General features: G+C 73.2%; 5 protein-coding genes. 1 reads left to right on the plus strand and 4 read right to left on the minus strand.

Annotated features, from left to right (window positions below):
* Position 1: 1 nt before the first annotated feature.
* Positions 2–313, plus strand: coding sequence for a hypothetical protein (locus ACSHV8_RS33330; RefSeq protein ID WP_436522292.1), 312 nt, complete (start codon positions 2–4; stop codon positions 311–313).
* On the opposite strand, the gene ACSHV8_RS33335 is transcribed toward ACSHV8_RS33330, so the two are convergent.
* Genes ACSHV8_RS33335 through ACSHV8_RS33350 form a run of 4 tightly spaced genes read right to left on the minus strand, consistent with a single transcriptional unit; the run spans position 306 to position 13,993 of the window.
* On the minus strand, positions 306–1,310 hold the full coding sequence (locus tag ACSHV8_RS33335) for a hypothetical protein (RefSeq protein WP_436522294.1): 1,005 nt from the start codon (positions 1,308–1,310) through the stop codon (positions 306–308). The genes ACSHV8_RS33330 and ACSHV8_RS33335 overlap by 8 nt on opposite strands.
* Positions 1,307–1,708: a TY-Chap domain-containing protein gene (locus ACSHV8_RS33340; RefSeq protein ID WP_436522296.1), complete on the minus strand. Its 402-nt coding sequence runs from the start codon at positions 1,706–1,708 to the stop codon at positions 1,307–1,309. Before ACSHV8_RS33340 ends, ACSHV8_RS33335 begins: the two co-directional genes overlap by 4 nt.
* Positions 1,705–2,205 (minus strand): DUF6301 family protein, encoded by a 501-nt coding sequence (locus ACSHV8_RS33345; RefSeq protein WP_436522298.1) that lies wholly within the window; start codon positions 2,203–2,205, stop codon positions 1,705–1,707. The genes ACSHV8_RS33340 and ACSHV8_RS33345 overlap by 4 nt, the downstream gene beginning before the upstream one ends.
* A 13-nt stretch (positions 2,206–2,218) precedes the next feature.
* Positions 2,219–13,993: a glycosyltransferase gene (locus ACSHV8_RS33350; protein ID WP_436522300.1), complete on the minus strand. Its 11,775-nt coding sequence runs from the start codon at positions 13,991–13,993 to the stop codon at positions 2,219–2,221.
* Positions 13,994–13,999: the final 6 nt, after the last annotated feature.

Here is a 13,999-nt window from a genome sequence, read left to right on the forward strand (position 1 = left end):
CGTGACCGCGCCCCGCGATCCCGCCCGGCACTGGCTGAGCCGCCAGTCCCTGGACGGGCCGAAACCGCTCGACGACTTCGCCGCCGACGCCCGCCCGGCCCTGACCGCGGGCGCGTCCGTCGACGCCCGGCCGCCCGGCTCGCGGGACATCGTGGCGATCTCCGTGCAGCGGGCCGGCGTGATCGCCGACCTGCTGGACGAGCTGGCCGCGCGGCTGCGGCCGGGGGTCGAGTCCGGCCCGGTCCGGTCGGACGGCGAGCTCGCCCGCCTGACGCGCGAGCTGGCCGACGACATGTACCGGCGGGCTACGTGAACCGGGACATCTCTCTCGCCGCCCCGACCATCTCCCACACGGCTGCGGCCGGTGGCAGCGCGTCGTCCGGCACGTCCCAGACCCCGCCGGTCCAGAGCCCTTCCCGCCACGGCCGGTCGTCGATCCGCAGCCGCTGCAGCCACGCCTCGTAGGCGGCCAGCGCCAGCCCGATCCGCAGGTCCCGTTCCGGCACGTTCCGGGCCAGGTCGGCCTCGTACGTGCTGATCAGCTCCCGGAACGCGGCCAGCCCGCCGCGGGCGCTGCTCAGCTGCAGCCCGGTCTCCGGGTCCTGCCCCCGCAACGCCCGCAGCTCCAGCGCGAGCTCGTGATTCTGCTCCTTGGTGCCCGCGCCGAGCCGCGCCGATGCCAGCCCGTGCCGCCGGGCCCAGGCCTCGACCAGCCGGTTCTCCTCGATCTGCCGGCGGGTGATCTCCGGGTCGCGCGGCGGTGGAGCGTCCTGCAGTGTGCGCAGCCGCCGCTCGAAGCCGAGCCGCCGGTCGACCAGCCAGCGGCGGGTGAAGGTGGTCCGATCCTGCGGCGGCCCGTTGAAGAACGCCGGCTCGGGCACCTGTTCCTCGCCCGGCGGAATGAATTTCACCGCTTCGCGGAGGGCGGCCACGGCCGCCGTCATCCAGGTCCGGGCGATTTCTCGCGCTTCGCCGGTGAGATGTCCGGGATTGGCGGGTACGGCGTCGGCGTACTGCTCCGCCGCCCACAACCACTGCCCCGGATCGAGCAGTTCGGACGGGCGGGTCAGCCGGCCGTACACGATCTTGGCGGGGTTCTCGGAGTCCTCGGCGATCTCCGGCACCCGGAAGACGAACTCCCGGTCCCGCCCGCAGGCCGGGCACGTCCCGGCGTAACGCCGCCCGGGGGTGCCGTCCGGCAGCGTGATCGCCTCCCCGGCGGTGACCAGCCGCCGGTCGCCGCACTCGCACGGCGTCAGGTCGAGGTAGAGGTGCGCTTCCTGCCGGGTGCGCGCGAGTTTCCAGGTCATCGGCCCGGCAGCGCGTTGAACTGTTCCCGGGCCACGTCGCCGGGACCGGTCGCGCCGTGCACCTCGCGCAGCGTCCGCACCACGAGCTCGGCCACCGCCGCCGCGTCGGCCGAGCTGAGCGGCCACGGGAAGTGCCGCTCCCAGTGGTTGACGATGTCCGGGTTCGGCGGCGGGCGCCAGCCCAGCTCCTGCAGGTGCCGCCGGTCGGCGCCGGTCAGCCGCCGGTCGACCGGCAGGTGGTCGTCGCCGTCGGCCGTCTCGACGGACAGGTAGGACGGTTGCTGCTGCATCGACACCGCGTACGGCTCGACGATCAGGTTCAAAGTGTCCCCGTCGGCCAGGCCGGGCACGAGCGCGGCGATCTCGGCGGCCAGCGCGTCCCACCCGCCGGCGGTCACTGCCGGTCCTTCCGGTCGGAGAAGTCGGCGATCTCCTGCCACGCGTTGTCGGCCCAGGTCAGGACGACCGCGACGTCCATCCGGTTCAGCCGGACGGTCCGTGACTCGCCCCGCCACCGCACCTCGGGTTCGGCGCCCGGGGCGCGCCCGGTCGGTTCGCCCAGGATCGTGGTGAGGGCGCGGGTGGCCATGGCGAACTCGTCGACGAGGAACTCCGGCGGCACGTCCGGGAGGCCGTCGACGTCGGTCAGCGTCATGGTGACGTGGTTGATGCCGCGCTCGGGGTGGTACGCGACCCGGACCGCCCGCCCCCGCGACGGCCAGGGCGCCGCGTAGAACCCGCTGGTCTCGGAGTCCCGCAGCGGGGTCAGCCCGAGCCGCGCGGCCAGCCCCTGGAATCCGGCCCGGTCCCAGGACCACTCGGTGTCCCGGATCGTCCGGACCAGGGTCTCCAGCGTGGGCCGGTCGACGGCGGGTGGCAGCTCTGTCATGGTCATCGGTCCTCGGCGGTCACTCGCCCACCAGCCGGATCGATCCCGGCCGCAGGCGATCGTGGAACATCAGGTAGTCCGTCGCGGTGACGTGGCCCCGGTCGCTGACGTGCACCTGCAGGTATCGCAGGCTGCCGGCGCGCTCGGAGTTGATGATCTCCTGCAGCACGGGCCGCATCTGCGGGTTCGCCTCGAGGAAGGCCGCGAGCTTCACGTCGTGCTGGAGCATATGCCGCAGGTACTCCGGGCTGCACTGCTCGGCCGTGATGTACCGCCCGCCGAGGTTGCCCGGGTCCTCGACGCCGCGGGAGCCGAGGGTGCTCCCGGCGCCCTTCTCCTCGATCCCGACCAGGACCAGGTTGTTCTCCGGGTCCCGCCAGAGCAGGATCCGGTCGAGGTTGTCCGGCCGCCCGGGTTCCTCGGGGGTCTCCACGCCCGGGGTCAGTTCCCGGGCGCCCGGGAACTGCCGTTCCTTCACCAGGTCGCCGCCGCGTGTCCCGAGCCGCTCGCTCGCGGTGCGCAGCAACTTGTCGAGTTCCAGGTAGCGCTCGCCGGCCGTCTGCAGGGTGTCGAGCTGTTCGAGGTCTTCGAGGCGGGACATCGCCTTCTGCATGATCTGGCCGAACAGCTTGTCGCCGAAGTGCTTGCGGTCCATCGTGATGCCGAGGTCCTTCAGCACCGGGACGAGCGGTTCGAGATCGTTCTTCCAGAGGTCGGTGTACTCCCGGTGGAGCCGGTCGCGCTCGATCATCTGGTCGTGGACCGCACCTTCCGGGCCGTCCCCGGGCCGGGCGTCGTAGTGCTGCGCCCCGGCGTCGTCCCCGACCGCCCGGGCCTGCATGCCGGGCAGCGGCTGCGGGTTGTCCTCGTCGACGTAGCGGTTCCCCTTGCGGAGCCGGCCGTCGATGCCCCGGCTGGTGTCGCGCTGGTCGCCCGGGAAGTGGTTCTTCCGGTCGGGCCCGGTGTAGAGCTTGCGGCCGAGCTGGTCACGTGTGCCCTCGAACCTCAGCTCGGAGTCCTTGAACCGCAGCGCCGGGTCTTCCCCGGGCCGGGCCACGGAACGCGGCGGCGGCGCGGCCGACGAGTCGCCGGCCGTGTGCTCGATCGGCAGCTCGGCCGGCCATTCCTGACCGGCCATGACCTCCTCGCCCAGCGACGTGCGGCCCCGGTGCCAGCCCTCGGCGGTCCCGGCCTCGGCGATCTCGCGCGGCGTCGGGAAGTCCGGGTGGCCGAGCCCGGACCGGGCCCGCTCCACCAGCTGCCGGGCGTCGGCCACCTCGCGGGCCAGGTTGGCGCGGGTCTCCTCCGGGTCGCGCCCGCCGAACCGTTCGCGCAGCGCGCCCTCGTCGGTGGCGGTGGTCCGCAGGTGCTCGATCTCGTCGGCCCGGCGTTCCAGCGCGTCCAGGATCCGGCCGACGTCCTCGGCGTCGGCCTGCCGGCCCCACTGGTAGCCCTCGCGGGCCAGCTCGTAGCCGTCCCGGCCGACCGCCGGCGTCTCCACCCGGTCGACACCGGCCTCGCGGTAGAACTCCAGCATCTGCCGGTCGAACCGCTCGTTCCCGGAGCGGCCCTCGTGCCGCACGACCAGGCTTCCGTCCGGCTCGCGGGTGAAGACGCGGGTCTCGGCGCCGTGGTGCTCGCCGGCCGTCGTCTCGGCCCGGAACCGGATCGTCACCTCGTCCGGGCGTACCCGGATCGCGTCCTCGCCGTCCAGGCGCAGCACGCGATCGCCGAACCGGTGGCCGTCCAGCCGCCCGGCCAGCTCGGCGCGGGCCGCCTCACTCCAGTGTCCGGCGCCGTCGCGGGGAATCAGCTCGTCCAGGTTCGGCGGGCGTTCCGGGCGTTCGGCCCAGTGCCTCGGCGGATCCGCATGACCGAGTTCGATCAGGTCGCGTTCCACCCCGGCGATCTCGTGGCGCAGCCGTTCCTGCAGCTCCGGGTGTCCCTCGGCGGCGTCCAGCCGCCGCTGCAGATGCAGCCGCTCGTTGATCCGCGCCGCCGTGTGCGGGTCGACCGGACGAGGCGGGCCGGATTCCCCGGCCTCACCGTACTGCCGGGCGATCGCCTCGGCCGGGCGCCGGATCAGCCCGTGCTCGTGCGGTCGCGCCTGCTCGGCGTGCTTCATCGCCAGCGTCTCGGTGATCTCGTGCACCCAGACCCGGCTCAGCTGATCGCCGGCCACCCGATGGTTGACCTTGACGACGTGCGGCCGGTCCGGCGTGCCGTCGCGCACCGTGGTCTCGGCGAGATTCCGCATGTTCTCGCCGACCTCGGTCCGGAAATGCCGCACCTCACCGTCGGTCATGGTGACCCGGACCAGGTCACCGGCCACGTCGACGGAGTGCACGACACCCTCGGAGAAGTCCGCGCCGACGACCTCCCGGGCCGCGTCGTGCAGCTCGGGCACGGTCACGTCGGCGACGTCCTCGGGCCGCCCGTCCGGCACGAACTCGGTGTCCTCGATCGGGCTGGCGTTGTGCCGTGGATCCGGCATTTCATTCAAAACACGATTTTCCCGTACGGGATCCCCGGCGCCCGCCTCCACCCGTTCCGGCCCCGCAGGCCCGGCGACCTCGTGCGCCGCGGCCCGCTCGGCGTGCAGCGCACCCTGGTCAGCGTGCGGCGCTCCCCGCTCGGCGTGCGGCCCACCCTGGTCGGCGTGCGGCGCATACGGCGGGTCGGCCGGCGCGTCCCCGCGCAGCACCTCCAGCACCCCGCGCGCCGCGCTGCCCGGCGCGTACTCCTCGGCGATGTGGTCGCGCAGCCCACCGGCGCGGGCATAGTGCTCGTCGAGCCCGTGCAGGGCCGACCGCACGTGATCCACCCACGCGCCCAGACGCGCCTCGTCCACGTCCCGCAGCACCCCGTCGACCACGTGGTCGGGCAGGATCGCGGCGTCCCCGGCGACCCGGTCCACCCGGTCGCGCAGCGCACCCACGGTGTTGCCGTCCCGCACGGTCGCGGCCTCGCCCAGGTGTTCCGGCACGTACCGTTCGTCGCCGAAGAACATCCCGGCGCCGGTGCCCTCGCCGACCACCACGGGCACTCCGGCCTGCGCCGCCTCGCTGGCCACCAGCCCGAAACCGTCCTGCACGGACGGCATCAGCACCAGGTCGGCGTCGACCAGGTCCTGCCGCAGCTGGGCCCGGCCCTCCTCGGTCCCGGACGGCACGAACTCGCGCACCTCGACCGGGTTCCCGGCGATCTCGCTGAGCCGCTCGGCCATCCGCGGACCGGCCCCATCCGGGGCGCCGCGCACGGTCAGGTGCACGTCCAGGCCCTCGGCGCGCAGCTCGCGAACCATCCGGGCGGCCATCTCGACACCCTTGATGGTGTCGTCGGCCCGGCCCCGGACATGCAGCTCGTAGCGGTCCCCCGGGGTCCGGCTCGGCGCCGGGCCGGGGTCGCGCGGCATGTCCGAGATGATGGTGTGGGCCGGCGGCGTCTCGCCGGGCACGCCGGCCGCCAGCCGCGCGGCCTCCTGCCCGAGCAGCGGCCCGATGCCGGTCACCAGGTCGGCACCGGTCATCAGCTCGCGCTCGGTGGCCGCCCGGTCCTGCCCCTCGCCCGGCTTGCCGCGCACGCCGTCGAGCACCTCGGGCGAGGTGTGCAGCACGTGCACGTACTTCGCCTCGGGGTAGACGTGCTCCTGCAGGATCCGGGCCGCGCCGCCGCCGAAACGGGAGTTGCCGACGATCACGTCGACGTCGGCCGGCAGGTTGTCCAGCAGCATCGACATCGCGCGACGGTCGGGCTGGCCCTTCTCGTCCAGCACGCCCCACACGTCGTGCACGCCGCGCACGTGGATGCCCTGCTCGGTCTCGTGCCGGGTCAGGTGCGGCTCGCTCGCCGAGACGAGCGAGACCCGGCCGTACACCTCGGCGCCGTTGGTCCGGAAACTCTGGCTCAGCTCGCGGTTGGCGGTGATCACGCCGCCCGCGTTGGAGTCGTACTCGGTGCAGACGGTCATCACGCGGACCGCGTCCGGATCGGTCGGCGCGTCCTCGACGGCGTTGCGGCGCACCACCTCCCCCGCGTCCAGAGTGTCGTGGAACCGCTCGTCACCGACCCGGGCGACACCGTCGCCGAGGTCGTGGATCGCGTCGTGCACGCTGCGGGCCACGGCCTCTCGCCCGTAACGCTCCGTCATCTCGTGCCGCAACGACATCGCGCGGTCGCGCTGGGCCGGGAGGTCGTCGAACGTACGGCGAAGATGATCGGACCAGCCGGCGGCGTCGCCGCCGTCCCGGACCACCGACCCGGCCCCGTGCTCGTCGCTGACCCGCAGCGGATCGCCGAGCAGCCGCCCGGCGCCGCCCTCGGAGTGCACCAGCACCGGGACGCCGTCGCCGGTCGCCTGCAGCACCAGCGGATCCAGCTCGGGGCGGGCCACCGGGTCGATCACCACGTCCGCGCGGTGCAGCAGCTCACGCCGCCCGGCCACGTCGTCGGGCAGCCGCCGGACGGTCACCTCGCTGTCGGCCACTTCGGACAGACGGTCCCGGTGCCAGTTCGCCTCAGGCCCGTCGGCGTCGCGGACCGCGACCGTCAGCCGGGCGTCCACGCCCTGCGAGCGCAGCTCACGGACCGTCTCGGCGGCGGCCAGCTGCGCGCGCTCGCCGCCGGTGACCAGCACGTGATAGCCGTCCCGGCCCGGGTCCCGGGTCGGCGGGGGCGGACCACCACCGTCGACCGGCGGCACCACCTCGTGCACCGGCGGGACCGGCTCCGACCCGTGCCGTTCGAACGCGCCGCGCAGGCCGTCGGCGACCTCCGGGCCGACGGCGATCACCAGGTCGGCGCGGGACAGCACGTCCAGGTGGGCCGGGTCGGTGGGCACGGTGTCGACGATCTGGACGACCCGGGCGTCCGGGTAGGCGTCCCGGCGGGCCTCGGCGACACCGGCCGTCTGTCCGTAACCGACCACCACGTCGGCGTCGGCCGGCAGGTGGTCCGGGCGCAGCAGCGGACTGATCCGGCCGGTCACGCCCGGGATCGGATCGGCCGGGAGGGCGCGCACGTTCGGGCCGAGCTCGCCCGACTCCAGGCCGGGGGCCCGCAGCGCGACCCGGTCGCCGCCCTCGCCCAGGGCGCCGGCCAGGTCGCGGAGGGTGCCGCGCTGCATCGGGCCGTCCGGAACGTCGTCGAACGCCAGCAGGTGAAGCGGCTCGGTCCGCCGCCGCTCGTCCCCGCGAGGCGGCGCGTGCTCGTCCCCGCGAGGCGGCGCGTGCTCGTCCGTACGCGGGAAGCTGTTGTCATCGATGCGCGGCGGCACTTCTTCGCCGCGCAGATCCGGCATGCCGGAAATATCATTGTCGTGCAGGGAGATCGGCTCGTGGACGGCCGGCGGGTGGGCCGCGGCGAGCGGTTCCGGGCCGGGCACCTGGTCCAGGCGGCGGGAACCGGACCAGGTCGAGTCCAGCAGCGCGTCCTTGCCGACCCAGTGCGCGTCCCGGCCGTGGTCGCCCCGGTGGCCGACCCCGAGCACGTCCTCGGTGGTCGGCCAGTCGGACGACGGTCGCTCGCCGGCCTGCACCTCCTGCATCCGCCGGACGATCTGGAGGGCGTCCCGGCGCTGCTCCAGCATGTTGGCGCGCAGCTCGTCCGGGTTGTCGCCGCCGTACTTGTCGTAGAGCGGACGCAGCCCCTCGGCGTCGCGACCGTCCAGGCCGCGGAGCAGGTCGGTGATGTGGTGAGCCTCGTCGCCGAGCCGCCGGATCGGGTCCAGGCCACCGAACTCGGGCCACGAGAAACCCTGCCGCGCCCACGCGTAACCGCCGACCTTGGCCGTGGTCACGTCGACCTGCCGCACACCGGACTCGCGGTACCACCGCTCCAGGTGATCGTTGTACTCCCGCGCGAATCCGCCGCCCCGCACGTCGTCGTTCAGGTTCAGCGACTGGTTCTTGACCCGCAGGTAATCCTCGTCCGGATGCCGTTCGAGCACCCGGACCGACCGGCCGACCTCGTGCCCCTGCGCGTCGAAGACCTTCAGCTTGACCTCGACCGCGTGCGGCGAGACGCGGACGTTCTCGACCTCGACGCGCATGTCCGCGTACGTCCGGCCCTCGAACTTCTGGACGACGGCGTCGTGGATCGCGCCGTGCCAGTTCGCGGCCTGCTCGGGGGTGTGCGGGAGCAGGTCGCCGACGGGCGGGGTCTCCCCGTGCGTCCAGGGTGGATCGATCAGATGCGACCCGTCGGGCCCATGCGGCTCGGCCACAGGATCGTGCGGCTCGGGCGCGGGGTTGCGCAGCTCAGGCCCGGATTCGTGTGGTCCAGTGCTCAGGTCGTGCACCGGATGTGGTGATCCGTGCGAGGCGCCGATCAGCCCGCCCGCGGGCAGCACGTTGGCCAGTTGATGCACCAGCGACGGCGCCACCGGATGCCCGAGCGTCTCCAGATCCCGCTCCACCCCGGCGATCTCGTTCCGCAGCCGGTTCTGCTCGGCCCGATCGCCGGTCGCGTCCCGGAACTGCCGTTCCAGGTGCACCCGCTCGTTGATCCGGGCCGCCGCGTGCGGATCCACCGGCGGCCGGGACGGCCCGTCGCCGAACCCGAACGCCCGCCCGATAGTGGCCGTGGCCCGCCGCAGCAGTCCCTGCGGTGGGCGCCCGGCCGCCTCGGTGTGCTGGATGGCCAGCGTCTCGGTGATCTCGTGCACCCAGACCCGGCTCAGCTGCTCCGGCGCGACCCGGTGGTTGACCGTGACCACGTGCGGGTCCTGCGGGGTACCGGCCCGCACCTCGCTCTTGCCGAGAGTCGACATGTCGTGACCGATCTCGGTCACGAAGTGGCGGCTGCTGCCATCGGCCAGATCCACCCGGACGTACGGGCCGTCGCTCGTCACGCCGACGATGTCCCGGCCCGCGAAGTCCTGCCCCTCGACGTGATCGGCGGCCGCGCGCATCTCCTCGACGGTCACGTCGGGCAGGTGCCCTGGGCGCCCGTCCGGCACGAAGCCGGTGTTCTCGATCCCGCTGGCGGTGTGCGTGGTCCCGCCGGCCGGTTCGGCGCGCAGGGCCGGGTCGTAGCCCAGGTACTCCTCGGGCGGCGGCCCGTCCAGGTAGCGGCGGCCGTGCCACATGGTGTCGACCATGGCGTCCTTGCCGACCCAGTGCGCGGCCGCGCGGTCGGCACTCGTGCCCCGCCCGTGCACCGACTCGCGGTAGCCGAGATCGGCCACCTCGCGTGGCGTCGGGTACTCGTGCTTCGGCAGGGCACCACTCATCGCGCCGTCGGCCCGCCCGACCAGGGACTGGGCCTCGTGCCGCTGCATCCGCATGTTCTGCGACAGCTCGGCGGGCGTGTCACCGCCGTACTTCTCGTAGAGGGGTCGCAGTTCCTCGGCGCCGTAATGATCCATTCCGGACAGATGGCGGCCGATGTCGCCGATCTCGATCTTCAGCTTGGCGAAGACCTTGTGCCCGCCGCCGAGCTGCCACTCGAAGCCGGCCTTGCCCCAGGTGTAGCCGCCGACCCAGCTGGTCACGACCTTGATGTGGTCGACACCGGAGTCCCGGTACCAGCCCTCCATGTGCCGGTTGAACTCGCCCGCGAAGCCCCGCCCCTGGTAGGCCGCGTCCACCTTGAGCGAATCGTGCGACACGACCAGCTCGCCGCCCGGCTCCCGCATGAAGATCCGCGAGATGCTGCCGACGGTGTGCTCCTCGCCGGGCGCGCGGATCGACATCTCGATGTGCACGTGGTCGGTCCGGACCTCCGCGTACGCGACCTTCACCTGCAGCCCGGCGAAGTCCTGGCCGTCCAGCGTGGCCTGGAACGCCCGCTCCAGCTCGGCCTCGGCCGCCGCCCGTTGCTCGGGCGTCAGGTCGTGCCGCGGGATCATCTCCTCGATCGGCGGCTTGTCCGGGGGTCTCGGCCGCTCCCCGGCCCGGTCCACCTCATGCGGCCCAGCCTCGTCCCGCCCATGCGGCCCGGCCTCGTCCCGCCCATGCGGCCCAGCCTCGTCACGCTCGTGCGGCGCGGCCTCATCACGCTCGTGCGGCGCGGCGGAATCACGCTCGTGCGGCGCGGCGGAATCACGCTCGTGCGGCGCCGGGCCATCGTGATCGCGCGCTGCAGAACCGCTCTCATGGTCACGCCCGGCCAAGCTCTCGTGATCCCGGACCTCCGGCTCGCGCGGCCCTTCATGCCCGGTCCGCCCCGGTTCGAGCGCCTCCAGCTCCGGGAACCGAGAGGCCGGCTCCTCCCACCCCCGAGGCGTAACCCGATCAACCGATTCGTCCCCCAGAACCCGGAGCCGCTCGCTCACCTCATCCGAGGCCTTGGGCCGCGCCGGACCGTGCTGCCCCTGATCCGCAAGGTGTTCCCCAGCCCACCGCGGCAGCTGCTCAGGCATCTGCTGACCCCGCAGGATCGCATGAATCTCGGCCGAACTGAGCTGCTTCGGCAACGGCGGCTCAGCCGGTTCAGCCGCATGCCGCACAACCCCGTCATGATCCCGAAGCCCGACGTCCGGCCCGCCGACCTCTTCCAGCCCCCGCAGCCCTTCCGGCCCCGCGGCCCGCTGAGGCACCGAACTGTCCGCCCGCTCCGCCCCGGAAGGCTCCGCCCGCCCCGGCCCCGACGTTTCCGCACGCTCCGGCGCAGCCGGCTCGGCCGGCTCGGCGGGTCGTGGCCCGGCAGTTTCCGCGTGCTGCGGCGCGGCGTCATGCGCCGGCGCGACGTCATGCGTTCCCGGCCCGGCTTCGCCGGCCGGAGGGCGAAGCTGCCCGCCGACCTCTCCATGCAGCTTCCGGAAAGCATTGTCCAAATTATCCCGTACGTACGGAGCCCGCGCCGCCGGCTCGGCCGGCACATGCGGCGATAGTCCGATCGCCGCACTGTCCGCCTGCCGCCAGGTCCCGTCCCCGAGCTCCTCCATGGCCGGCCGCCGCACGACCGCCCCGCCGGGCGGCAGCGACTCATTGACCTGCACGGATACGTCCAGTTCGACGCCGTCCCCGTACCGGACCCGCATCGTCCCCGACTCCTGGTCGAAGTCGGCCCGATGCGGCAGGTCCGGAGCCCCGGGTTCCCGCCCTTCGATGAGCCCGCCGATCTCCCGATCCGCGACCGTCTCCACGTCTTCCGGCCGGGCCACCGCCCGTTCAGGCGCAACCCCGTCCACCGGAACCAGCCGCGGATCCTCTACCCGGCGTACTCCCCCACCGCCGGCCGAGTCCCCACGCCCCGGAACCCCCGGCCCACGCCGGCCGTCAGCCCCGTCTCCCCCACCGGCGCGCTCCGGCCGATCCCCCACTCCCCGGCCATCCGAACTCGCCCCCTCCGAACGAGCCGCCCCGACCCCCGCGGACCCGGCCGCCGCCGACCCAGCCGCAGCCGACCCGGCCGCCGCAGCAGCATCCTCAGGCCGAGCAGACGTCGGATCACGCGGCGGCCCATCGTTCGGCGGCCCGTCATGGGGAGGATGCCCCGCACCCCCATCGCGCGGACCGACCTCACCCCCGCGGTCCCCCACGCCGAGCGCCCGATCCGCCACCTGGCCAGGCCCGGCCCCACGATCCACAGGCCCGGGATCACCGCGTCCGGCAAGACTGTCCACATCGGCCCGATGCGGCGTCTCCGTCGGCCGGCCCACGGGAGCAACGTCATCCCGCCGCCCGTCAGCACGTTCATGCCCCGCTGCCCCATCGCCGGCAGCCTGGTGCGACGCGGCCCGATCCCCACCCGTCGGGACACGATCTCCCCCGGCGGACCCATGATCACCGCCGGCCGACGCACTCCCGGACTCGGACGCAACATGACCGGAAGCGCCCGCCCGGTTAGCCCCGGGCTCAGGCGCGACACGATCGGAAGCGCCCGCCCGGTCCGCCCCGGCCTCGGGCGCGACACGATCAGAAGCACCCGCCCGGTCCGTACCCTCAATCGCCCGGTCCGCGGCAGGCGCTCCTCCCGACGTACTGTCGCCGTGGGAAACGTCTCCACCCGCATGCCCGGAGTTGCCGGCGGACCTGGACCCCTCGCCGCCTGTGCTCGGGCCGGCCTCGCCGGCCCGGACGGGGGTGCCGCCACCCCCGCCGCCTCCGCCGCCCCCTTGTCGCGGTCCGCCGCCACCACCGGCTTCGGCCCGGGCCGGGGTCGCCGTCGTCTCGGGACGCGGTGCGGTCGCCGTGTTACTACCGGCCGGGCTCGGCGACTGGGTCAGAACCGTGTCCGGATCGTTGCCCCATTTCGCCTGAATATGATCAGCGACCTCGGGCCGCGCCGCGACCTCGTCGGGCAGTACCCGCAGCCCGCCGGTCTCGCCCGCCCCGGGGTGCGCGCCCTGCCAGCCCACGTACCCGTTGTCGGTCAGGACGAGATGTTCCTGCAGGCCTTCGGCCTTGTTGAAGCGGGTCGAGACCGCCGAGAACCCACCGTCCTCACCGGACAGCAGGTGCAGATCCTTGCCGATGGTCAGCTTGCCGCCACCGAGGGTGCTCATCTCCAGGTGGGTCTGGCCGCCGAAGATCACGCCGGCCGACGCGCCCATCACGGCCTGGTGGCCGACCTCGGACCAGTTGAACGGCTTGTCCGAGCCGAGCTGTCCGACAATGCCCATGCCGCCACCGGCCAGGGCGCCGCCGACGGTGTGGCCGACCGGACCGCCGAACATGCTGGCGCCGAAGACGCCGCCCTGGACCGCGCTGTTCTGGATGTGACCCCAGTCGAGGCTGTCGCGGTTCCCGGCACCCATCTGCAGCAGCTGGGCGCCGAGGTCGCCGCCGCCCATGAAGCCGGCGCCGAACGCGACCCGGCTGCCGATGTAGTGGGCGAACTCCTTGCCGAGCCCGACCTTGGCCGCCTCTTCGACGGCGGTCTTGGTCAACGCGGTCTCGACGAACTTGGAGCCGAGCTTCTTGCCCGCCCAGTTCTTCATCAGCTGCTGCTGGATCTCTTTGGCCAGCTGTTTCTGCACGGCGCGGGCGGTCTGGCTGGCCAGCCGGCCGCGGATCTCGTCACCGGCCATGCCGCGCAGGGCCTGGGCGGCGAGCCGGTTGGCCACGGCTTTGGAGACGCCACGGGCGACGACGTTGGTGGCCAGTTTGCCGAGCCAGGTCTCGGCGATCCGCTTGGCGCCGTCGTAGACCAGGGCTTTGACCACGCCGGCCGGGATCGCGTGACCCAGCGTGATCCGGGTCACGAGCGGCACGGCGAATCGGGCGCCGGCCGCGAGGGCGCGGGTCGCCAGGTTGGCCGGCAGTTTGAGGAAGAGGTTGGTCAGCGGTTTGATCGCGAATCGGACGACGATCGACGCGATCCGGCCGACGGTGTTCTCGGCCAGTTTGCCCAGGGCCAGGCGGAACCCGGTGAACAGGCCGGGTGCGGCGCCGAGTGATCCGCCGCCGGACGGGATGGCGGCGACGATCAGCATGTAGATCGAGACCGCGAGCATCAGCAGGTTGATCGCGACCATGTACTTCATGAGCTCGACCTCGAGCCCGAAGCCCTGCACGCCGGACCGCATCTGGGCGGCGCCCTCGGCCGATCCGCGGAGCCCTTCGAGGTACGCGTACCACTGCTCGACGAATGCGGCGGCGGACGCGTCGCCCGACCAGTTGTTCAGGATCGGGTCGGCGGCCTTCTGCACGTCCTGGTACGCGTTGTGCAGTTCGGTGGCGAGCTGTTCCCACTGGTCGGCGAGGTCGTAGACGTCGTTGGCCTTGGCCAGCGGGATCTCGCCGAGCACGATGTGCGAGAGCCAGTCGATCCAGTCCGGAAGCCACTCCTCGAACTCCGAGAAGTAGTCCAGCATCGTGGTGATGAACTCATGATCATCAGAGGGCACGGGGCG

This window comes from Actinoplanes sp. HUAS TT8 (assembly GCF_051380535.1).
GTDB lineage: Bacteria > Actinomycetota > Actinomycetes > Mycobacteriales > Micromonosporaceae > Actinoplanes.